At 61.2% G+C, this 22,090-nt stretch carries 17 protein-coding genes; 10 read left to right on the top strand and 7 right to left on the bottom strand.

Annotation, left to right across the window (positions count from 1 at the left end; all coding sequences use genetic code 11):
• Position 1: 1 nt before the first annotated feature.
• From FYK55_RS06065 to FYK55_RS06055, 3 genes are read right to left on the bottom strand one after another with little or no spacing between them, the layout of a single operon-like run.
• On the bottom strand, positions 2–1,861 hold the full coding sequence (locus FYK55_RS06065; RefSeq protein ID WP_161604330.1) for a hypothetical protein: 1,860 nt from the start codon (positions 1,859–1,861) through the stop codon (positions 2–4).
• Positions 1,861–3,486, bottom strand: coding sequence for a serine/threonine protein kinase (locus FYK55_RS06060; RefSeq protein WP_150075494.1), 1,626 nt, complete (start codon positions 3,484–3,486; stop codon positions 1,861–1,863). Before FYK55_RS06060 ends, FYK55_RS06065 begins: the two co-directional genes overlap by 1 nt.
• Positions 3,483–4,169, bottom strand: coding sequence for an RNA polymerase sigma factor (locus FYK55_RS06055; RefSeq protein WP_150075493.1), 687 nt, complete (start codon positions 4,167–4,169; stop codon positions 3,483–3,485). Before FYK55_RS06055 ends, FYK55_RS06060 begins: the two co-directional genes overlap by 4 nt.
• A 620-nt stretch (positions 4,170–4,789) precedes the next feature.
• Between FYK55_RS06055 and dnaK the strand changes: the two genes are divergently transcribed.
• Positions 4,790–6,739 carry a molecular chaperone DnaK gene (gene dnaK / locus FYK55_RS06050; RefSeq protein ID WP_150075492.1) on the top strand — a complete coding sequence of 650 codons (1,950 nt, stop codon included), beginning with the start codon at positions 4,790–4,792 and terminating at the stop codon, positions 6,737–6,739.
• A 231-nt stretch (positions 6,740–6,970) separates the two neighbouring features.
• On the top strand, positions 6,971–9,643 hold the full coding sequence (gene clpB / locus FYK55_RS06045) for an ATP-dependent chaperone ClpB (RefSeq protein WP_150075491.1): 2,673 nt from the start codon (positions 6,971–6,973) through the stop codon (positions 9,641–9,643).
• A gap of 80 nt (positions 9,644–9,723) precedes the next feature.
• Here clpB and FYK55_RS06040 read toward each other — a convergent pair whose 3' ends face one another.
• The 4 genes from FYK55_RS06040 to hisH all read right to left on the bottom strand — a co-directional run bounded on the left by FYK55_RS06040 (position 9,724) and on the right by hisH (position 13,202).
• Entirely contained in the window at positions 9,724–10,695 is a 972-nt protein-coding gene (locus FYK55_RS06040; RefSeq protein ID WP_150075490.1) for a hypothetical protein, read from the bottom strand.
• A gap of 53 nt (positions 10,696–10,748) precedes the next feature.
• On the bottom strand, positions 10,749–11,531 hold the full coding sequence (locus FYK55_RS06035; RefSeq protein ID WP_235908461.1) for a CAP domain-containing protein: 783 nt from the start codon (positions 11,529–11,531) through the stop codon (positions 10,749–10,751).
• Positions 11,532–11,842: 311 nt separating this feature from the next.
• On the bottom strand, positions 11,843–12,322 hold the full coding sequence (locus tag FYK55_RS06030) for a hypothetical protein (protein WP_150075489.1): 480 nt from the start codon (positions 12,320–12,322) through the stop codon (positions 11,843–11,845).
• A 241-nt stretch (positions 12,323–12,563) separates the two neighbouring features.
• A complete protein-coding gene (gene hisH / locus FYK55_RS06025; RefSeq protein WP_150075488.1) occupies positions 12,564–13,202 on the bottom strand; it encodes an imidazole glycerol phosphate synthase subunit HisH in 639 nt (212 codons plus the stop codon).
• Between the two features lie 607 nt (positions 13,203–13,809).
• On the opposite strand from hisH, the gene hisE reads away from it, so the two are divergent.
• The 8 genes from hisE to FYK55_RS05985 all read left to right on the top strand — a co-directional run bounded on the left by hisE (position 13,810) and on the right by FYK55_RS05985 (position 21,976).
• A complete protein-coding gene (gene hisE, locus FYK55_RS06020; protein ID WP_150075487.1) occupies positions 13,810–14,157 on the top strand; it encodes a phosphoribosyl-ATP diphosphatase in 348 nt (115 codons plus the stop codon).
• Positions 14,158–14,182: 25 nt separating this feature from the next.
• The gene (hisG, locus tag FYK55_RS06015; RefSeq protein WP_201743634.1) at positions 14,183–15,046 is read left to right on the top strand and encodes an ATP phosphoribosyltransferase; all 864 of its coding nucleotides are present in this window, start codon (positions 14,183–14,185) and stop codon (positions 15,044–15,046) included.
• 117 nt (positions 15,047–15,163) lie between these two features.
• Positions 15,164–15,502: a rhodanese-like domain-containing protein gene (locus tag FYK55_RS06010; RefSeq protein WP_150075486.1), complete on the top strand. Its 339-nt coding sequence runs from the start codon at positions 15,164–15,166 to the stop codon at positions 15,500–15,502.
• Between the two features lie 535 nt (positions 15,503–16,037).
• On the top strand, positions 16,038–17,114 hold the full coding sequence (locus FYK55_RS06005) for an AAA family ATPase (protein ID WP_150075485.1): 1,077 nt from the start codon (positions 16,038–16,040) through the stop codon (positions 17,112–17,114).
• Positions 17,111–18,481, top strand: coding sequence for a DUF58 domain-containing protein (locus tag FYK55_RS06000; protein ID WP_150075484.1), 1,371 nt, complete (start codon positions 17,111–17,113; stop codon positions 18,479–18,481). The genes FYK55_RS06005 and FYK55_RS06000 overlap by 4 nt, the downstream gene beginning before the upstream one ends.
• The gene (locus FYK55_RS05995) at positions 18,478–20,835 is read left to right on the top strand and encodes a transglutaminase-like domain-containing protein (protein ID WP_150075483.1); all 2,358 of its coding nucleotides are present in this window, start codon (positions 18,478–18,480) and stop codon (positions 20,833–20,835) included. Before FYK55_RS06000 ends, FYK55_RS05995 begins: the two co-directional genes overlap by 4 nt.
• Before the next feature lie 64 nt (positions 20,836–20,899).
• Positions 20,900–21,196, top strand: a complete 297-nt coding sequence (locus tag FYK55_RS05990; protein ID WP_150075482.1) for a DUF167 domain-containing protein — start codon at positions 20,900–20,902, stop codon at positions 21,194–21,196.
• 270 nt (positions 21,197–21,466) lie between these two features.
• Positions 21,467–21,976: a hypothetical protein gene (locus FYK55_RS05985; RefSeq protein ID WP_235908460.1), complete on the top strand. Its 510-nt coding sequence runs from the start codon at positions 21,467–21,469 to the stop codon at positions 21,974–21,976.
• The last annotated feature ends 114 nt before the right edge of the window (positions 21,977–22,090 follow it).

The following is a 22,090-nucleotide window of genomic DNA, read 5'->3' as shown; positions in this document are numbered from 1 at the left end:
GCTATCCGCCGAACGGATCCCCCGATGCCCCGCCGAACGGATCTTCTGAAGCGCCGAACGGATCACCGGTTGTCGGGCCGAACGGATTGTCCGAACCCTGCCCGAAGGGATCGGCGCCGGGACCTGGGCTGAAAGGGTCGTCTGAGTCCGATGGAGGGGCGCCGCCGAACGGATCAGCGGTCGCAGGTGGGCTCTTGGCGGGACGTGGGTTCGGTGACTGGTTGCCGGAACGCTTCGTCAACGTTTCTTGCAATCGCAACAACCGCTGACGGTGCTGCGACATCCGTCGCATCGCGGTCTCGACTTCGTCCAGGAGTTGCCGCACGGTTTTCAGGGTCGTGGCATCGTCCGCGGCGCTCGGCTGATTGGGGCTGTTAGATAGATGTTCGGTGGTTTGACGATGCTCGGTCGACGCTTCGGCTTCGGGGGGCTGTTCGACTCGGAAAAGAGGCAGCTCGACGCCAAGTTGGCGAGTTCCAATTTGAAATCGGACAATGCCATTTTGATAGGAAGGAGAATCGACCGGCAGGGTCACCGTTTCCGACGGCGTTTCTTCGTTCAGGTAGTAGGTCCCCGGAGCAATGGCGTCGAATTGAACGGAATCTTCATTGACGACCGACGGTGTGCGGCCGGTGAAGTAGGAAGAACGCCACTGGCGAAGTTGGTTCAAGTACAGAGTCAACTCGGAGGTTGAACTGATCGAGACTGATGGAACATTTCCAAACGGATCGGTCTGTGGTTTCACATTCAGCTTGGTATCCGGATTGCCCAGGCGGTAGACCCGACTCGATTGATCTCCCCAGTCGGGAAGCGGGTCGCGGCGGTCTTGTTCCAGGTCGATTTGGATCGTTTGCAGGGGCGGAAATGTAACGTCGATCGGTTGCTTCTCGTTGCCCCGAACCAGCACGATCTGACTGGGGCCGCCCGCGGTCAGGAGGTCAAACAACTCGCGTCCTTTGAGTGGTTTGGCATCTTCGCCCGGCAACGGTTTGGGGACGATCGTGATCCGAGACTCTCCGGGAGGAAGTTCAATCGGGCGATCGAACGGTGAGGTCTGGTAGACCTGAAAGCGTGGTTGAAACCGCCAGTTGGACAGATCGACGTTCCCCGCGATTTTGACGTTCGGGAATTCCGTGACCATCGGATCGGTTGGCCACGCGAACCCGTCCTGCCAGCAGATCAACAGTTGGTAGCGGGCGGGATCGATGCCTGACGGCGTAGCGGCGCGGATCTGGCCTCCCCGCCGAAGCTTGACGGTCGGCTTGAGCGGAGTTCCCGCCGGCAAAAAGCTCAATCCGGAATCGCTGACCGCCAGGACATCTCCGTTGTAGCGGTGAGGGCCTCGTTGTGGTTCAGCGATTTGAGGCGACGAGAATGTCACTTTGCCGCCGCTGTGTGAAGGCAACGCCTTGAAATCACCGACGGGTTCTCCCTTGAAGAGCACGCGACCCGCGATCGAGGCCGAGTCGTAGCCTCCCATTCCCATCATCATCGATCCCATCCCTCCCATCCCCGACATTCCGCCCATTTCCATTCCGGCGGCTCCCATGCCAGAGCCGCCCTCCATGTCCATCATCATCATGTCTTCCATTCCCATTTCACCCATGCCTCCCGGGTGATGGACGGGGGTTTGATAAACCTTGACATCACCGGCTGGCGACCCATCCGGTTTGAGGAACAGAACTTCCTGGTCGGCGATTGCCATCGGAAGTTGGACGACTCCGCACAGCCAGAGCAGGCAGCAGGTGATTGAGACGCGCGTCGTGTTCATGGGAGGTGCCGTCATTGGGTCGGAGTCGAAGTCGTGAGAAGAAGAGTCGGCGAGGGTTTGGATGGCAGCGGAGATGGTTTCGAGGGACATCAATCGCTGCCGGTTTCCGTTTCCAAGGAATCAATCGCTGCATCCCAGCGAGGCAGTGTTTCACGTTGCATGGTTTGCAGGTCATTTTTTGTTTGGTCCAACCATTCGATTGCCTCCAAGCTGAGAGGTGGACGAGACTGGTCTTCCTTGTTTGCCGGCGATTCGGCTGCCGGCGTTTCGGCCTTCGGCAACGTTGGTTGCGGCGACTGCAGCACGATTTCTGATTCGGTCGTTTGCGAAGCCGATTCCGCGGTGTCCGGTGTGTCGGCGGTTGGGTTGAGTTTGCGCTGAGCGGGCTCCGCCGCGGGTTTCTCCGGATGCATCTCGGCCGGGGGCGGCTGCGATCGTGGTGGCATCCAAACGGACAGCGAAACCATCGACACCACCGCAATCAAAGCTCCGGCAATCGCCCATCTTCGGCGGCGTCCGGTGGGCGGAGATTCCAATGCCGGCGGCAGCCGAACCGAGCGGCCGTCACTGAGGTGTTGTTCACAGATCTGGACCCATTGGACGATCTGGGAAGCCGACGGGCGATCGGCCGGAACCGGGGCGTGCAGCAGATCGATCAAGCGGTACAGCCAGTCGGGCAGCCCTTCGACTTCGTCACGAAGATTCGGAAGATCGGAATCGGCGATGCGACGGACGATGGCGTGGGTGTTCAGGCCGGCCAACGGCGGACGGCCACAAAGCATCGTCCACAACACGGTTCCCAGGCTGTACACGTCGCCGGCCGGTCCGGCGCCGACACCACGGGCCTGTTCGGGCGAGAGGTAGATCGGCGTCCCGGCAAAGGTCCCCGTCGCGGTGCAGGTGGCGTCGGATTGGACCTTGGCCAATCCGAAGTCGGTCAGCACGACGCGGTCCGTCCCTGCGCCCAACAAGACGTTGGCGGGTTTGACGTCACGGTGAACGACGCCGCAGCGATGGGCTGCGGCCAAGGCGGCTGCGATCTGTCGGAGGATGCGAAGACTTTCGGACGGTCCCAGCGCCCCGCCGTCGTGGATCCGGCGCTGCAGCGAATCGCCGGGCAGGTAAGGCATCACCAGGTACGGGAGATCGCGGTAGCGGTCGATGTGGTAGATCGCGATCACGTTGGGATGCACCACGGCGGCCGCCGACCGCGCTTCGCGTTCAAGTGTCAACAGAGCATCGGAGGATTGCCAGAAATGGGGCTGGGGGATCTTGATGGCCACGACACGATCGACATCGATGCTGCGGGCCTTGAGCACGATGCCCATGCCTCCGCTGCCGACGATTCCCATCACTTCGAACCGTCCCAGCCGTCCGAGTGATCGCTCGGTTTCACTGGGGGCCAACAGGGATTGCACCAGTAAGATCAGGCCTTCATGGGGCGCTGCCGCCAATCCCAGGTTCTCGTCGCCGTCGACGGCGTGCTGGCCCCAGTCCAGGCTGGACAACCCTGTGTTGCGAAGGATCTCACGCGACTGCGCGTGAAACGGATCGTCCGCAGACCATTGATCGACCTGACGTTGACAATTCACGCAGGATTCCAAGTGGTCCAGCAGCACGTTCTCGTCGTCATGGCTTTGACCGTCGGCATGGAACCAATGTTCCCACTGTGCCGCCGACGGGCAGCGGCGTTCCGGCTGAACGGATTCACTCATGCCGTTTCTCCGTCAGGGGTTGAAGCGTCGTCCAGCCGCTTCATTCGGTTGACCTGATCACGCAATCGCTTGAGGATGCGGCTGCGGATCGCGTAAACCGATCCGGTCGAGCGCGCAAAGCGTTCCGCCGTTTGAGGGATCGAGTCTCCGTCGACGTGAGTTCTCCAGAACACTTCCCAGTGTTCCGAGTCGACCTGAGACTGGACGGCGCGGGCGGCGCGCATGAACAGTTGTTGTTGATGTTGGGTTTGCCAGATCTCTCGCGACAGTTCGTCGGGCATCGGCCGGCCGGCCATGGAAAGTTGGTGGCTCGTACCTCCGGTTCCGCGGCGGGCCAGTTGGCGGGTGACCAGATTCAGCAGCGAGTTTTCGGCGACGCGGTACAACCAGGCACGAAAGTGTTGGGGGCGTTCGTCCGGACGGTTTGCATCGGCCCTGGTTCTGGTGCGGTGGCCGTCGTTGGGGCCTGAGGACGCGGCGGCCCAGCGCCGGGCGGCCCGAAACACGCGCGACATGACCTCCGCTACCAACGATTCGGCATCACTGTGTTGCAGCCCGCGTGCACGGGCGTAGCGGTAGATCACCGGCCGATAAAGCTCGTCGAATCGCAGCCAGGCCGCGTCGTCGCGAGGATCGGACATGCGTTGCAGCAGCGTCGTCTGTGTTTCAGGCCAGCGGTTCATGGCAGACGCGGGAGGAGGTGGTGCGTTTTGGAGGATCCGATGAGTCACCGAGACGTCCTGGCAACGTCACCGGCTTGCTGTGGAGAAGACCCAGCCGAACTCCATTTCTGACAATCAATCTTCCAAGATTCTTTCCGCGAGCCGGCGGCGGTCGACGGAACCTGGCAACTGTCAATTTGGCATCGGCCATTTCCCGCGTCAAAACCGCGAAACGGGCGGACTGCCAAAAAGGAGATTTTCGCCTGCGTGGTTTCTGAAAAGGCCTTCATCTCAACGGTTTGCGACGGATTTGTCGTGGCAGCGAGAAAAATCTCGCGGCGATTTCGGCTCTGGCACGGCCTTTGCGAAAAACCCCAAACGTCGTCCGAGTGGGCGAAAACGACAGGCGGCGGACACGCGAGCGACAGGCAGAGTTTTCGCTCAGGTCCGACGCTCGGTCCGACACCAGCGACGTTGTCGTGATCGCAGTTGGCTTCCGAAATCGGAACCGTCACGCGACACCCGAGACGTCGTTCAACCCGAATCCACTTTATCAACTCACACGTCGTCAGGCCGGATCGCGGATCGAGCCGAAGGCGACCTCATCCGACCAGTTACGAAATCAACGGAGACGCATTGCTATGGCTCAAGGCGAAAAGATCATCGGAATCGACCTCGGTACCACCAACAGCGTGGTCGCCATCATGGAAGGTAGCGAACCGAAGGTGATTCCGAATGCGGAGGGAAACCGGCTGACCCCCAGTGTCGTGGCGTTCACCGATAAGAACGAGACGATCGTTGGCGAGCCGGCGCGTCGCCAAGCGGTGACCAATCCCAAACGGACCGTGTATTCGGTCAAACGCTTCATGGGACGCCGTCACAACGAAGTGGAATCCGAAGAGAAGATGGTTCCCTACGGTGTCGCCGGCGGACCGAACGAGTACGTGAAAATTGTCGTGGGTGACGCCGAACACACGCCCCAGGAAATCTCGGCAAAGGTCCTTCGCAAGTTGAAGGAGTCCGCGGAATCCTACTTGGGGCACAAAGTCAACAAGGCGGTCATCACCGTGCCGGCGTACTTCAACGACGCCCAGCGACAAGCGACCAAGGATGCCGGCCAGATCGCCGGGTTGGAAGTCGCCCGGATCATCAACGAACCGACCGCGGCCGCCCTGGCTTACGGTTTGGACAAGACCAAAGACGAAAAGATCATCGTGTTCGACCTCGGTGGCGGAACGTTCGACGTTTCGGTGCTGGAAGTGGCCGACAGTGGTGATGAGGATCAGGAAAGCCGAGTCTTTCAGGTGATCAGCACCTCGGGGAACACGCACCTCGGGGGCGATGACTTTGACGAAGCCCTGATCAACTACGTTGCCGACGAATTCAAGAAAGACAACGGCATCGACCTGCGGAACGACCCGATGGCGTTGCAACGGTTGCAGGAAGCCTGCGAGAAGGCCAAGAAGGAATTGTCCAGTCTTCCCGAGACGGACATCAACCTGCCGTTCATCACGATGGATCAAAGCGGTCCGAAGCACCTGACGATGAAGGTCACGCGCAGCAAGTTCGAAGAGCTGATCGATGACCTGGTCGAAAAGTGCAAGCCGTCGGTGATGCAGGCCTTGAAGGACGCCGGGTTCGAACCCAGTGATATCGACGAAATCGTTCTCGTCGGTGGTAGCACGCGTGTCCCGAAGGTCCGCGAGCTGGTCAAGAAGATCTTTGGAAAGGAGCCGCACCAGGGCGTCAACCCCGACGAGGTGGTTGCGATCGGTGCTGCGATCCAAGGTAGCGTTTTGGCCGGTGACCGAACCGACGTGTTGCTGCTGGACGTGACCCCGCTGACCCTGGGCATCGAAACCGAAGGCGGTGTGATGACGCCCTTGGTCGAGCGGAACACGACCGTCCCGGTCGAGAAGAAAAACGTGTTCAGTACCGCCGCCGACAACCAATCCGCGGTCACGGTTCGCGTCTTCCAAGGGGAACGCAAGATGGCGACCGCCAACCGCTTGCTTGCCGAGTTCAATCTGGAGGGGATTCCGCCGCAACCGCGTGGTGTGCCTCAAATCGAAGTCAAGTTCGACATCGACCAGAACGGGATCCTGAGCGTGTCCGCGAAGGAACTCAAGACGGGCAAAGAAGCGTCGGTGGAAATCAACGAAGCCGGCGCCCTGAGCGAAGACGAAATCGAAAAGATGCGTCGCGATGCGGAGATGAATGCCGAAGAGGACCGGAAACAGTTCGAATTGGCCGAAGCCCGCAACAAGGCGAATCAGCAAATTCACCAGCTTGAAAAGGACATGGCCGAGCATGCCGACAAGTTGTCCGACGACGACAAGGAGCCGCTCAGCAAGGCCATTGAAAAGGTCAAGACCGCGATGGGAGCCGACGACGTTGCCGCGATCAAAGCGGCGACCGACGAACTGGACGCCGTCGCCAAGGCCTTCAGCAAGGTCCTTTACGAGAAAACGTCCGCCGCCGGTGCTGAGAGCCCCGGATCGGCAAGCGGTTCGGCCGCCGGCGCGGCATCGCCCGCCGGTGACTCCGACGACGATGACGCCGTCGACGCGGACTTTGAAGTGAAAAACTGATTCGCCCGCAGGGTCAATCGACGATCACGCCGCGGCCCGCCCGCGGCGATCGACAGACGGGTGCCCTGTCGCCCGTCTTTTTTTGTGCCGTCAGCCCCTGTCCATTCGGGGGCCGGGGGCGGTATGTGCCCAACCAAATGATTTGCGGAAACAAGAGTTCAACGTCCCGCACAACCACCGGCCGGTTCTTCGCCGAACCGCGGACGGGACGATTCACGGGGAGATGCAGTGATGACATTTCGATTCGATAAATTGACGACCAAAGCCCAGGGACTGATCGCCGAGGCGCAGGGCCGCGCGAGCTCCGCCGGAAATCCGGAGATCACGTCACTGCATCTGCTCGCCGCGATGCTGGATGAATCCGACGGCATCACCGGTGCGTTGTTGTCCAAGATGAATGCCGATACCGATCAACTGCACCAGTTGACCGACAGCGAATTAGAGAAGCTGCCCAAGGTGACCGGCGGACGGCAGCCCGGAATCGCTTCGGAATTGCAATCGGCGCTCAACGAAGCCGCCGCCTCGGCCGAATCCTTGCGCGACGAGTTCGTCAGCACCGAACATTTGCTGTTGGGCATCGCCAAAGCGAAGACCAAAGCGCAAAGCCTGCTCTCGCTGTGCGGGATCGATGCCGATGACGTGCTGAAGGCCGCCAGCGCCGTGCGGGGCAGTGCTCGCGTGACCGACCAGAACGCCGAAGACACGTACCAGGCCTTGGAAAAGTACGGGGTCGACCTGACCGAACTGGCCGCCAACGGAAAACTGGACCCGGTGATCGGACGCGACAACGAAATCCGACGTGTGATCCAGGTTCTCTCGCGGCGGACGAAGAACAACCCCGTTCTGATCGGACAGCCGGGGGTGGGCAAGACGGCGATTGCCGAAGGCCTGGCCCTGCGGATTTTCGAAGCCGATGTGCCCAACAGCTTGAAGAACAAGCGGGTGATCGCGCTGGACATGGGGGCTTTGGTCGCTGGTGCCAAGTTCCGTGGGGACTTCGAAGAACGGCTCAAGTCCGTGCTCCGCGAAGTCAAGGATTCTGACGGCCAGGTCATCCTGTTCATCGATGAATTGCACCTGGTCGTGGGCGCCGGAAAGGCCGAAGGTTCACCCGACGCGGCCAACCTGCTCAAGCCGGAACTGGCCCGCGGGGCTCTCCGCTGTGTGGGTGCCACCACCCTGGACGAATACCGGCAGCACATCGAAAAGGATGCCGCGTTGGAGCGACGTTTCCAGCCGGTCTTTGTCGGTGAACCAAGTGTGGAGGATACGATCGCGATCCTGCGCGGGCTGAAGTCGCGCTACGAATCGCACCACGGCGTTCGGATCACCGACAGCGCCCTGGTTGCCGCGGCGCAGTTATCCAACCGCTACATCACCGATCGTTTCCTGCCCGACAAGGCCATCGACTTGGTTGACGAAGCGACCAGCCGACTGGCGATGGAAAAGGAAAGCGTGCCGGAGCCGATCGATCGCATTCAACGCCGCCTGCGTCAATTGGAGCTCGCCCAGCGACAACTGCAGGATGAGGACGATACCGATCGATCGATCACGGCGCGGCGTGAAGAAATCCAGGAGGAAATGGATTCGCTGGGCAAAGAGTTGGCCGATTTGCGGGTGCAATGGGAAAGCGAAAAGATCGGGCTGGAAGGTGTTCAATCCATTCGCCAGGAAGCCGAGTCTTTGGAACACCAGTTTGCGAAACTGGATGCCGAAGCCAAGCAGAAACAGCTGCGCGGCGAAAACCCCGAAGAGCTCTATCGAGAGATGTTGGAGGTGCAGTCACGGCAGACCAAGCTGGCACAAAAACTGGAAGAGTTGGAGAAGCACGAATCCGAAGCGGCCGAAAGCGGTGAAAGGAAGGAAGCCGAAGGACGGCGATTGCTGCGCCGTGAAGTCACTTCCGAGGAGATTGCGGAGGTCGTTTCATCCTGGACCGGCGTTCCCGTCAGCCGAATGATGGAAACCGAACGCGCCAAGTTGCTGGTGATGGAAGAACGCTTGCATTCTCGCGTGATCGGTCAAGACGAAGCGGTGCAAGCGGTCAGCGATGCCGTCCGCCGGAGCCGAAGCGGGCTGTCGGACCCCAATCGTCCGATCGGATCGTTCCTATTTTTGGGACCCACCGGTGTCGGGAAAACCGAACTCTGTAAGGCGCTTGCCGAAATCATGTTTGACGACCAGAACGCGATGGTGCGGATCGACATGTCGGAATTCATGGAACGCCACAGTGTGTCGCGGTTGATCGGCGCGCCTCCCGGATACGTCGGTTACGAAGAAGGCGGCAAGCTGACCGAGGCGGTTCGTCGGCGGCCCTACGCGGTGATCCTGTTGGATGAAATGGAAAAGGCCCACCCGGATGTGTTCAACATCCTGCTGCAGGTGCTCGATGATGGCCGTCTAACCGACGGACACGGTCGCACGGTTGATTTCACCAACACGGTGATCGTGATGACGAGCAACGCCGGCAGCCAGGTCATTCAAAAGATTGCCGCCGAAGGTGGAAGCGAAGAAGACATGCGGGAAGCCGTTCACGAAGCGCTCCGCGCCCGATTCCTTCCCGAGTTCCTCAACCGGATCGATGACACCGTGATCTTCCGTCCCCTGGACCAGGATCAAATTCGGAGCATCGTTTCGCTGCAACTGGAGGAATTGGCGCGGCGACTGGAGGACAACGGCCTGAAGTTGGAAGTCACCGATGCGGCGATCGATCACATCTCGCAGTTGGGCTACGATCCGACCTATGGGGCACGTCCGCTGAAACGGGTCATTCAACGCGAAGTGCAGAACCCGCTGGCGACGGCGCTGTTGCGAAGCGAGTATGAGGAGGGAGCCACCGTGATCGTGGACTATGACGGCCAGGATTTCGTGTTCAGCACCGCCCCGGTGGCGGTGTCCACCTGATCCGGAGCGGAGTCGACTCGCATCCTGGAATGCGTGAGCGCGAGGCACAAGACGCAGCTGAGCAACACGGCTCGGCTGCGTCACAGCCCGAATGACCAACGCAGGTCGTCACGGTGCTTGTCGATTGTTCGGTTCAATTTAGCCGGCAGCTTGCGGTTGAAATCTTCCAGGAAGATCTCCTTGGTGACCGTCTCGGCGATTTCGCCCCATTGCTCGGCGACTTCGCCGCCGACCTTGCTGACCCTGTCGACCCGGAAGCGGTCCAGGTGCAGCGATGCATGTTCGACGACGGGATCGAGCACGATCGCCGGAGGAATCTCCGAATAGTCCAGGTGGGAACTGAGGTTGGCTCGCAAGCGGAGTCTGACGGTCAACTCACCGGTGACTTCGATGCTGTACCATTGGATTCCCAGATTCCAACGTTCGATCCGCGCGGTGAATTCCAGCGGGGTCTTCGCTTCGCATTCGATCAGCCAGCCCGTCAAACCCGTCGCGGATGTGATCGGTCCGGAAGGCGGGTTCGGTGCGGAGGACGACGGTGATGCCGGCGACTCGATTTCGGGGGCCAATTGCAACACCGGCGTGACGGAGCGGACATCGAAGGCCAGCGGAGCCGGGGAGTCGGCCGGACCCGGAAAACGGATCTGATAGCGTGTCTGGAGGCCGTGGCGAACTTCACGCCAACGGCGATGGGTGGACAGCTTCAGTCCGTCGCGTCGGATCCGAACGCCCGCCCAAATCTTTTTGGTGTCTCCCCAATCCTTGTCGCCGTCGTACTGATGCGGCAGCCGCTGGGCCACAAAGTCCAGCAACTGCTGCACGTTCTGCCGTGCCTGGTCAGGCGTGGGGACAGCGACTCCGGGCATCGCCGGCGCTGTCGGCAAGGACTGCTCCCCTGGCAAGGCCTGATTTACGAGCGGAGTCAGCGACGGAGACGCCGCGCCACTTTGACTGACGGCGTCTTGGCCCAGGGCCGCCGCTGCAGTGGTTGCCCAAACCACCACGGCAAACTGGGCCAACCCAGCGAGGGTTGGCCGGGAGAAACCTTTCACGGCAGCACCAGCCGGCAGGTGGACCCGCCGGGCCGGTGGTGAAGCAGCGTGACCTAGCGATACACGACCGCGAAGTAGACGCCGTCGCGTCCGGTCACCGCCGCCGCTCCCGCGACCGTCATGCTCGGATTGCTCGTGTAGCACGCGTGCACTCCATTGGGCGAAAATGAGCTGGACCAGCCGACGCCCTCATACCGACCGGGAGAGAATGACCCCGGCGGATGGCTCTTCAGGCCCATGCTGGCCATTTTCTGCGCCCGGCGTTCGGCGACCGCTTGCAATGTAGGGTCATATCGCAGGCTGCGGAGCCCCTGTCGAGCCCGTTGGCTGTTCAACACCGAGAGCACGTTGCGGAGACCGCCGCGAACGCCGGAGCTGGTCGAGCTTGGGGCCGTCGTCTGGAAAGACGTTTGGGCGACCGAACTGCTGGCCGTGGGGGCGCCGGCGGAGCCGTGGATGCGCCCGCACTGCGGGCAGACCGTGCCGGAACGGGTCACGCCCTGCGGGCTGGCGGTCGGGGCTGCCTGGACGATCGTGCCGGAGGAGACGACCGGAGTTCCGGAGGATGAGATCAACTTCTCACCGGGGTTCAACTGGATCGGCGTGCCCTGAGTCTGCAGTGACTGGGGCTGCGGGGAACTGACCACGGGAGAGCCGTTGACGGTCGGCTGAGCAATTCGGGAAGGCGACGAGACGATCGCCGCGTTGGATTGGGTTTGGAATGTGGACGGGGATGGCGTGACGACGCGTGTCGATTGGGCTGCCACGTCCGAGGCCATCAACGAAACGGTGCAGACGGCCAACCACGCAAACGCGAATTTCACAAGCAAACGCACTTTGTATCTCCATACAGGGAAAATCGGCGACCGGCTGCTCCCTACACCCCAGCGCGATCAGACGTGATCGCGACCGCGAAACCAGGCCGGTCCAGGGGATCCCAACGCCAGCGGCGAAAGCGATCGGCCGCAAAGCATCTCGATGGCGTCGACTTCGACTAGGGGGAAGATAGGCGAGATAAAAAGAATTTGCCGGCCGTTCGGATTGGCACGCCAGTAGTCTGTGACCGGCAATGGCTTACGTCCGCGGTGCCCCGCCGAAAAAAAATGCTAGGACGGGTGGTTTGGGTAAAACGCGGGGCCTCGGTAGATCAGCTCGGTCGGATTTCGTACTTCCAACGATAGGTGCCGGCATCGGAGAGCACCGGCGAGGGTTCGATTCGGACACCGGCTTCGTCTTGCCGGATGACCGATCCGTCATGTGCCAGAATCGACAGTCCAGGTTGCGTCGGGTAGCTGCTGCCCAGCCAACCCGGCTGCTGTTTGACGCGACAGGCGCAGTCGAACAGAAAGCCGTCGGTCGTCGGTTCGACGCTCAGACTCCAATGGCTTTGCCCCGCGCCACCCACCCCCAGCGCCACCGGGTGTCCCCCGAGCGTTTCGATCGACAGTTGTTGGATCGGCGGCGACGTGGGCCAGGTTGGATCGGAGTCTGCCGACTCGCTCGCGACCGAGAAGCTGCCCAAACGGACCGTGTGAACGAATCGGTCGCCGTGCCAGACGAACGACACCGTGTCGCCCTCGCGTGGATGCGTCAGCAGCAAAGGGGCGGGTGAATTTGCTTCGGGCACGGCGACGAATAGGGCGAGGAGGGGACGACACAACCTAGGGAAGCGGATCGGCGTTGAAGACGCTCTCCGCACAGATGCTAGCTCTGCCGGAGAGCGTTTGTCACCCCGTCGCTGCCGCCGCCCGACGGAGGAAGCCCTCGCATTGATCATCCTGCAGCGGGTTTCCGTTCAGGACATCACTTCACTGGGACCGATCAAGTTCACTGGGCCCGATCAAGCGAAACCTCTGAGCTGGACTGGGTCAGCTGGAATGGGATTGCGATTCGGTCGCGGAGGCCAGGTTGTTGAAAGCTCGCAGCAGGTTCAACCCGTTGGCTTGGCTTTTTTCGGGGTGGAATTGCGTCGCGAACAGCTGATCCCGGGTGACCATCGCACAGAAATCGTGGCCGTAATTGCACGTCAGCGACGTCAGCGAAGGATCGGCCGGGCGCACGTAATAGGAGTGCACGAAGTAAAAGTGCGTGTCATCGGCGATCTGATCCAGAATCGCCGAGGGAGCGGTTTTGTGGACGGTGTTCCATCCCATGTGCGGAACCTTGAACGATTCCGGCAGGTCGAATCGGACCACCTCGCCGGGCAGAATTCCCAGGCCCCGGTGGGTGCCATGCTCAAAACCCTGCTCGAACAGCAACTGCAGCCCCAAGCAGATCCCCAGGAACGGCCGGCCGGTGTCGACGAAGTCGCGAATCGGTTGGGCCAGGTCGCGACGGTTGATCTCCGCCATGGCATCGCCGAAGGCTCCCACACCGGGCAGCACCAATTGGCTCGCCGTGGCGATTTCGTGAGGATCGGAGCTGATTTTTGCTTCACCCCCCACATGTTCGATCGCTTTTTGAACGCTGCGGAGGTTCCCCATTTGGTAGTCGACGATGGTGATCATGGATGCGCGGAAGCGGGGGCAGGGATCGAAGGAAACGTCATGCAGAAACTGAACGCGACCGGTTTACGGTCGCCAAATCAAGGACCGCTGGCAAGCATCAAAGTTCGCTGGGGCGCGGCATCGGATTGAAAACGGCCGGGAAGCTGCCGCGCTTACGGCGGACTGAGTCGGAAGCAGCGAAAACCGAAGTTTTTGACGACTTCTCCTCCGTCAATTCGTTTTCAAACGAGGAATTGGGAAGCCTACGTGGCGGGGGGGCATCTGTCCAGCGAGCCGGCGGTGCCGCGAACCGGCCGCGCGACGATGGCCTCGGGTTGTTGGTCAGCAGTCACTGGTCACCGTTCACCGGTTGTCGGGCGTCGGGCGTTGGGCGCCATTCGCGGGGGCCGCCTCGCCGGTGGTGAACGACGACCCGATTGGGCCGCATGTTGGCAATTTCCCTCACCTGATTTACGATCCTGCCACCGTCGGCGACGCTGTGCCGCGACGCGGCGGAGTCCCCGCGTGGGTTCGAAAGCGCTGGGCCGGCCGGAACGTGACCGGTGCCGCGTCATTGCCACCCCTCCCGCAACCGGACGTCTTTGGCGTTCACCAACCGACGAAACCGATGTCTGAACCGCTGCAACCGATTCGGCGCTTGATGCAAACGTTGGCCGAACGTGCCGAAACAAGACCGGCCGGCTCCTACACGACCAAGCTGATGGACGGTGGCACGGAAAAGATCGGCCGGAAAATCTTGGAGGAAGCTCGCGAGCTGATTGAGGCGGCCGACGAACCCGGTGACGCCGGACGTGAGCATTTCATCTACGAGGCCGGAGACTTGATTTATCACACGCTGGTGTTGTTGGCGTATCGCGGCGTGGACATCAACGAAGTCGCGGACGAGTTGGCTCGCCGGGAAGGGACGTCCGGGCTGGTGGAGAAAGCGAGCCGCAACCTTCCTGAATCCCAATAACCAATTCAACCTGAGTCCTGCATCGATGGGCATCTTGAGTGACAATCTGCGAATCGGTCTTCCCAGCAAGGGACGTTTGAGCGAGGTTTCTGGCGAATTGCTGCTGCAGGCGGGACTGAATTTTCGCCGCCAGAATCGCGGCCTGTTTGCCAAAGTCAAAGGCATGCCGATCGACCTGGTCTTTTTGCGGACCGACGACATTCCGACGCTGGTTGCCGAAGGGGCAATCGACATGGGCTTTACCGGCAGTGATCTGGCGGAGGAAGCCAACGCCGAAGTCACGACGCGGATGCGGCTGGGCGTGGGACGCTGCCGATTGGCGATTTGCATCCCGGAGGACAGCGACATCAAGAGTGCCAATGAGCTGGACGGACAGCGAATCGCAACCAGCTTTCCCAACATCACCAAGGCCTACTTGGGGCAGCACAACGCGCTGGCGCATCTGGTTTCGCTGTCGGGAAGCGTCGAAGTCATGATCCAGTTGGGCGTCGCCGATGCGATCGTCGATCTGGTGGAGACGGGCAGCACGTTGGCGGCCAACCGGCTGCGGATCCTGGAAGAGATCGGTTCCTACGAGACGGTTCTGATCCAGAACAAACGGTGCCGCGATCCCGAAATGGCTGACCGAGTGGTGCGGCGTTTGGAGGGCGTGGTCATCGCCCGCGACTATTCCCTGCTGGAATACAACATCCCTGCGACCAAGTTGGCCGAGGCGGAATCGATCACTCCCGGATTCGACTCACCGACGATCGGCACCCTGGAAGATCAAGATTGGCGGAGCGTCCGCGTGATGGTGCGGAGTGCCGAAGTGATCGATGTGATGGAAAAACTGGAGCGGCTAGGCGCTTCGGCGATCTTCCAAACGACCATTTCCAACTGCCGACTTTGAATTGCCGCAGAATCATTCGGCCCGCGGTCAGCTCGAATCGACCTGACCGGTGGTCGGCCCGCGACCGCCGAAGCCTCGCGGGCGATGTTTGTTATCACCCCTGAGTGACTTGACCCGATGAACGACACCTTTCCGATCGAAATCGATGTGCAAACGGTGAAATCACTGCAGGATTCCGGTGAACGTTTCTTGTTGCTTGATGTTCGCCAGCCCGATGAATACGCGACGGCTCGGATCGATGGAAGCGTCCTGATTCCGATGGGAGAACTGAGGGACCGGATCGACGAGTTGCAATCCTATCGGGATGACCGGATCGTCGTGCACTGCCACCACGGCGGACGGAGTCTGCAGGTCACGCAGGCGCTTCGCGCTCACGGCTTCGAGAAAACGCAGAACATGGACGGCGGGATTGACGTGTGGAGCCAGGAAATCGATCCAACGGTCCCACGATATTGAGCTTGGTGAGACCGCGTTCCTTTGCGGTTGCTGCGTTCTCCTGAGCGAGGAATGCGGCTTGCGTTTTTCAGTTGTGCCTCCCCGCGAGAAGGTCCTGCCGTTCTTTTAACCCTGCTTTCCAAGGAGGGGCGAACGATCGGGGGGAAGATTGTCGCTTTTTTCGCTGAGGCGGCGTTGCTGTCGCCGCTTCGCGGCTGGTGGGATGCGGAGTCGGTATCCGTCGGCTTGCGCCGACGGCAGGGGGCTGCCGTCGCTTCGCGACTCGAGCTGGTGCCATTGAGTTTCAGCCTGCTTTGCAGGGAGGGTCGAACGCCAGCGAGAGTCTCAAGGCGTGCGCCGAAGTCCATCCCTGCGACAACCTGGTGGAATCTCTCACGGGATGCAGATTTGGTACATTGGCACCGAGGGAATCCGCCTCGGGGGGACGCCGTTTCGGCGATCTTGATCGGGCGGTACCCTTCACCGGCGCGTTTTCCGCCACCCGTTTGTTGCTTTTCGACTCCAGGAATCCCGCGGCGACCGCCGAAAGTACCGCATGCACACCCGCGAAGACGATGGCCGACCTTCCGGCGCGAGCCAGGTTTCCCTTTCCGACTCCGACGATTCTCAGGCCTCCGGCACGCCGCCCGAAAATGGCTCGGGCAGCCTGCCCGCAGGAGACGGGCATCCGACGCAGAATTCGTCCGTCCTGCTGGACAAAATCGAGAATGTCCGTGAGGCCCTGCAGGGGGTGATTCGGGGCAAACCCGACGTCATCGACGCCGTGCTGACGTCCATCCTGGCCGAAGGGTCGGTGCTGTTGGAGGACGTTCCGGGGGTCGGGAAAACGACGCTGGCAAAATCAATTGCCGCGCTGATCGATCTGGATTTTCAACGCATCCAGTGCACGCCCGACCTGCTGCCGTCGGACATCCTGGGCAGTGCGATTTTCCAACCCGCGACCGGAGAGTTTCAATTTCGGCGTGGGCCGATTTTCTGCAACCTGCTGATCGCCGACGAAATCAACCGAGCGTCGCCAAGGACGCAAAGTGCGTTGTTGGAGGCGATGGCCGAATCACAGGTGACGATCGACACCAAACGCTACGCGCTGCAGAAACCGTTCATTGTGATAGCGACGCAGAACCCGAGCGGTTTTGAGGGGACCTATCCTTTGCCGGAGTCGCAGTTGGACCGGTTCCTGTTCCGCCTGTCGATGGATTACCCGGACGCCGAAAGCGAGATTGATTTGTTGATGGATCAGGCCGCCCGTGATCCGTCGGCGACGTTGACACCGCTGATGCACCGGGACGAGTTGGCCATGTTGCAAAGTCTTGTCCGTGAGGTCACCGTCGATCGCAAGGTGATCCGCTACCTGGTCGCATTGGTTGCCGCCACGCGTCAGGACAGTCGTCTGCGAATCGGCTGCAGTCCCCGGGGATCCAAGATGTTGCTTCGCGCCGCTCAGGCCCGAGCCGTCTTGGCCAAACGCGACTACGTGTTACCGGACGACGTCCAGGAAGTGGCGATACCGGTTCTGGCGCACCGCGTGTCGACTCGGTCCATGTCCAGCAGCTGGGGAGAGGCGGCCACGATCATTCATGACCTGGTGCGGCAAACCGAGGTGGTGGTGTGAGCCTTGATCTGGCCAGCCGGATGGCGTTCGACGACGTCACCTCCGTCCCCGAAGCGTCGTCGAAGTCGCCGCGGCCCCCGGCCACCTGGTGGGGGCGAATGACTTGGCCGGTGCGTCAATTGGGGCGTTGGACGCTGCGGATTCTGGCGGCACCGATTCGCGGCTACCTGTCGATGCGTCGTAGCATGACGGTGGCATCGGTCGTCATTCTGCTGACCTCGTTCATGACGCTGAACGTGATTTGGGGATTTCCCTGGAGCGGGATGATGGGCGGCTGTGCCGCGCTACTGCTTGGCGGTTGGGGGTTGAACCGATTGATGCAGCCCCGCATGAAACTCAGTCTCTCCTTGCCGCGTTCCGCGGTGGCCGGGGAACCGTTCGGCGTCACGGCACGCTTGGAGAATTTGCGACGCGTCCCGGCGCTCGAGCTCCGGGTCGGCTGGCACCGCGAAGGCGTCCGCGACATTTACCCGCGGTGGACCGAGGACGACTGGGACGCGTCCTCCCCGCTGTCGATTCCCATCGTCCGCCCCGGCGACCAGGTTCAGTGGCACGGCGCGATGTGTTTTCAAAAACGGGGCGTCCGCACGCTGCCGGCATTTCAAGTGGCGTCGACTTTTCCGTTCTTCTTGTTTCACTACCGTCGACCGATTCCGTCGGATACCACCATTGCGATCACGCCCGCACCGTTGGGCGCCGACGACGATCCGACCGCTCGGCTGATGCTGGCCGCGATCGGCGACTGGGCGCAGCAGTTGGTCGCCGGCGCTCCGGTGGAGTACGTCGGCAATCGAGAGTACGAAGTCGGGATGCCGGTGCGTCGCTGGGACTTTGCCTCCTGGGCGCGTTTGGGAAGACCGATCGTGCGGGAGTATCAGTCGCCATCGATCCAGGCGGTGACGCTGGTGGTTGACACCTCCGTCCCCGAGATTGACGCCGACCAGGGCGGTGGTGGCTGGTTGCGTGGCGGGGCGGCTAGCCAAACAGAGCAAGAGTGGGAATTCGAGCGCTTAATGTCGATCGCTGCCACCGCCGTGGTTGACATTTCCAAACGCAGGGTGCAATTGCGGATGCTGCTGACCAGTGACTCGATCGCCGATTCGGCAGCGACCGGCGGGGTCGTCCACAACGAGGGGTACGAACCGATGCTGGTCCGTTTGGCTTCGGCCAAGCCGGTTTCGTCGGACGTGGCCCAGGAGCGGCTGATCGAAATCATCGGCAACAGCCGTTCGACGCCGGTGCTGATCCTGTCATTGGTGCCTTTGGACGATCCCCAGCGGGAGGAATTGGCGCGGTCGCTGCCGGCCAATGCGACGTACCTACCGATTCGGCGGAACGTCCCCACGCAGACGGTGGAGTCGGCATGAACGAGTACGGCAACCTGACCGCTCACGATATCACGGTGTCGTCCCATGGCGACACCTTGCCCGATTCGGCGCCCTGGCAGGTCTACCTGTTGCCGCTGTTGCTGCTGATCCAAGCTGCCTTCCTGGGGTCGACGTTCAACACGGTGTCCACCACGCTGGCGTTGGCGGTGGTTTGTGGGTTGTGTGTTTTTATCCACCACCAGTGGTCGGCCAAAAGTCGAGATCATCGCGGTTCTGTGAACGATGACGCGGCCGACCGAGCGGATTCGAAGGAGGACGCTGAGTCGTTCCGGTCCGGTGGCGTGCCCAACGTGCGGCGGTTCGCCCGCCGATTGCCTCGCGCGTTTCTGCTTCCGGCCGCCGCCCTGGCTGCCTTCATCGGGATTGCCTGGCGGGTCGGACATCACATGTCCGGCAATCTGAACCCGGTCGCGATGGTGGTCGATTCAGTCGCGCACGCCGCATTTCTGGTGTCGCTATTGCTGTGGTGTTTGTATCCGCGAAAAGGGCATCCGGCGATGTTGTTTTCCGGGGTGATCCTGGTGCTTGCGACGGTGACGGCCGGTGGCGTCAGCCACAGCATTCAAGGGCAGTTGGTCGCCGCGTTGGCGCTGGTCATCGCCTTCACCTTTGGTTCACGCTATATCCTCAGCCGCTGGCAGATCGAGAGTTCCAAGCGGATGCTTCAGCGCCGTCGGGACCGAATGCAGGCCGAATTACCGTTGGCTCGGCCGGGGATGACGAATCGTCCGTTGCCGAAATCGACCGCGACGTATTCCGATGACAGCGGTCGCAGCGGATTGCTGTTTTCCATTCTCGCGTTGTCGATCCTGTTGACGGCCACCAGTGCCGCGGGACATCTCGCCAGCCGGGTCGTGCCCGGTTTGCAGTTGGACTTTTTTGATCGGCTGACGCAAACACTCGAATCCGTTTCCTCCCACGGGATCATTGGCGGTTCGCGCTATGTCCGTGGAAGCACGTTGGGATCGGTACGTCGCCACATGATCGGCGATCCGGCCGAGATCGCCGTGCGGGCGTACGCGGAGACGGAGCCGGGCTATCTGCGCGGAACCGTGTTCGATGTCTATCGCCGAGGTCGGTGGGGAGCCAGAAAGCCGTCGTTCTATCCCAGACTGGTCGACACGTCCTCGATCGAACCGCGGGAGCCACCCGACCTGGTTCCCGGCACGGTCAAGCTCCAGGGCGTCAGCAAGCGGCCGTTGGAACATTTTGAGGTGCATTCGGAGAACTCGGCGCCGCTGGTGGGAACGATCGAAGTCCACAACGTCCCAACGAAAGGACAGATCGTGTTTTCCGCGCTGACGACCGACTGGATCGAAGCGTCCACCTACGGTGTCACCATCACCCATCACGACATCGTCGATGGCGGGGTCGACTTCGCCAGTCCCTACGTGCTGGGGATCGGCGCCAGTCCGCCTCGAGAGCAACTCTCCAGATTGCGGAAAGAAATCTTGTTGGAGCTGCCCGACGAAATCCGGGAGGAAGTGCAACCGCTGACCGAGCAGGTGTGTGACGGTCGGCTGACGGCACGGGCCAAGGCCGCGGCGATCGAAACCTACTTCCAATCGAACTTTTCGTATTCGCTGCAAAGTCACGTGGTGCCTCGGAACGTCGATCCGTTGCTGCACTTTCTGAGAATTCAGCATCCAGCGCACTGCGAGTACTTTGCCAGCGCCGCTGCCGTCATGTTGCGTTCGGTCGGCATCCCAACGCGTTACGTCACCGGGTACGTTTTGCGCGAAGTCAGCGACGACGATGAGTACTGGATCGCTCGCAACCGCGACGCACACGCGTGGGTCGAAGCGTACGATGAAATCAGTGAACAGTGGTTTCCGGTGGAGGCGACGGTCGGTCGGGTGTACCGAACGTTGAACGACGAGAACGACAATCGGCTGAACGACAGTGCCGCGACGACCGGATTGGATGAAACGGATGAGGACACGGGATTCATCAGTCGGATGCTGGGATGGATGCTTGCCATTCGGCCGACGGAGTCACTGACCGTGTTGTTTCGCGTTGCCCAATTGCCGCTGTTGTGCGCCGTGATCGTGTTGTTGTGGATCCGACACCGGCAAAAGCTTCGGGCCGGCGGTGACCCCTTGGAATTCCGCAGCCGCCAGATGTTGCAGACGGTGGATCGCAAATTGCGTCGTCACGCATTGATCCGTTCGCCCAATGAAACGCTGCACCAGTTTGCCCGCCGCGTCGAAGACGGCGCCTCGGTCGGCAGCGACGACGCTTCGGCATTTCTGCGATCGGCGGCCGCCTGGTATCGTTCCTTCGCCGCCGCACGCTACCGCGGGCTGATGCCGGAACCGCTCGAGGGTGTTTGAGAAATGTCCGCGACCGCAGCAGGTGCTTGTCCAGACGCTCAACCGACGCCGGGGCGGAATGCGGATGAGTGAACTGGTCGTGACCGCAACGGCCGACGGCGGGGTGCGATTCCGTGTCCGCGTTTCTCCGCAGTCGCAGCGGACCGCGATCGGTGACGTGCACGGCGGAGCTCTGAAGGTGGCGTTGCGGGCCGCTCCCGAGAAGGGCAAAGCCAACGCGGAACTCATCAAGGTGTTGGCCAAATCGTTGGGTACCAGCAAGAGCGATGTTCGCCTGACTTCGGGACTGTCTTCGCGGCTAAAGACGGTCCACGTCCTGGGAATCTCCACGGCCGAACTTCACAAACGGCTCGGCCATTGACATCCGGAATCCCCGCAACCGTCACAACCCGAACAGACGGCCGGTTTGCCCAGCCCGCAGGGGTTACCAAGGCGGATTTTCTTGGCTGATCGCGCAGCTTCCCGCAAAAGGCGTGCTAGGTTTTTTTGGCCCGGCGTTCAAGTGTCCTTTTACGAGAACCATTGCCAAGTTTCCCAGCGATTGCGAGCCGCCAGTCCGCTCGCCGTGGGAGGAAACGAACGCAACTGCACGGGGCCCAATGGTTCATCTGTCTTCCAAGGAATTTAGCGCATGCCTTCTTCGAAAGTCGATTCGACCGAGACCGCCAAAAGTCGCAAACCGTCGTCGAAAGTCGCCAATGATCAGACCGACCCCAAAATGGTCGAAGGCAACGATGCCGCGTCGGTTGACTCATCCGAAGAAAGGATTCTGACCATCGATCGCCGTAGCGGCCTGCGTGGCGATCGTCGCGCCAACCCGGACGAGCTGGACGTCGGTGTGATGAAGAACCCGCGTCGTAAAAAGCAGCGTCGACGTCACATCGATCCGACCACCTGCGAGCGAGACTATTCGGACCCGGAGATCGAGTTCATGCGGGCCATGGACGATTACAAACGCAAGAGCGGCCGGATGTTTCCAACTTGCAGTGAAGTCCTGGAGGTTGTCCGCGACTTGGGGTACGTCCGGCTGACCGAAGATCAACGCGACGCTCTGGGATTGGATGATTTGGAGGACCAGGAGGACGCACTGGCCGACACCGAGCTGCTGGATGCCGACGATCAGGAACAAGACGAAGACTGATCGATCCAGCGACGACGCTCTGAATCACTTGAAGGTTGGCCCCGCGTCGGGGTCAACCTTTTTTGTTGCGAGGACAACAAGCTTCGGAGCGCTTATTGGCCGGTGGTTGCCTTT

The organism is Roseiconus nitratireducens (assembly GCF_008629675.1).
Classification (GTDB): domain Bacteria; phylum Planctomycetota; class Planctomycetia; order Pirellulales; family Pirellulaceae; genus Stieleria; species Stieleria nitratireducens.
The sequence above is the reverse complement of the archived record's forward strand: the minus strand, read 5'-3'. Positions and strand labels throughout refer to the sequence as shown.

Excerpts from the sequence above, each read along its gene's own strand:
- FYK55_RS06010 (WP_150075486.1), top strand. The coding sequence starts at position 15,164 with ATGAACGACACCTTTCCGATCGAAATCGATGTGCAAACGGTGAAATCA.
- hisE (WP_150075487.1), top strand. The coding sequence starts at position 13,810 with ATGTCTGAACCGCTGCAACCGATTCGGCGCTTGATGCAAACGTTGGCC.
- FYK55_RS05985 (WP_235908460.1), top strand. The coding sequence starts at position 21,467 with ATGCCTTCTTCGAAAGTCGATTCGACCGAGACCGCCAAAAGTCGCAAA.
- hisH (WP_150075488.1), bottom strand. The coding sequence starts at position 13,202 with ATGATCACCATCGTCGACTACCAAATGGGGAACCTCCGCAGCGTTCAA.
- hisG (WP_201743634.1), top strand. The coding sequence starts at position 14,183 with ATGGGCATCTTGAGTGACAATCTGCGAATCGGTCTTCCCAGCAAGGGA.
- FYK55_RS06005 (WP_150075485.1), top strand. The coding sequence starts at position 16,038 with ATGCACACCCGCGAAGACGATGGCCGACCTTCCGGCGCGAGCCAGGTT.
- FYK55_RS06055 (WP_150075493.1), bottom strand. The coding sequence starts at position 4,169 with ATGAACCGCTGGCCTGAAACACAGACGACGCTGCTGCAACGCATGTCC.
- FYK55_RS06060 (WP_150075494.1), bottom strand. The coding sequence starts at position 3,486 with ATGAGTGAATCCGTTCAGCCGGAACGCCGCTGCCCGTCGGCGGCACAG.
- FYK55_RS05990 (WP_150075482.1), top strand. The coding sequence starts at position 20,900 with ATGAGTGAACTGGTCGTGACCGCAACGGCCGACGGCGGGGTGCGATTC.
- FYK55_RS05995 (WP_150075483.1), top strand. The coding sequence starts at position 18,478 with ATGAACGAGTACGGCAACCTGACCGCTCACGATATCACGGTGTCGTCC.
- dnaK (WP_150075492.1), top strand. The coding sequence starts at position 4,790 with ATGGCTCAAGGCGAAAAGATCATCGGAATCGACCTCGGTACCACCAAC.
- clpB (WP_150075491.1), top strand. The coding sequence starts at position 6,971 with ATGACATTTCGATTCGATAAATTGACGACCAAAGCCCAGGGACTGATC.
- FYK55_RS06065 (WP_161604330.1), bottom strand. The coding sequence starts at position 1,861 with ATGTCCCTCGAAACCATCTCCGCTGCCATCCAAACCCTCGCCGACTCT.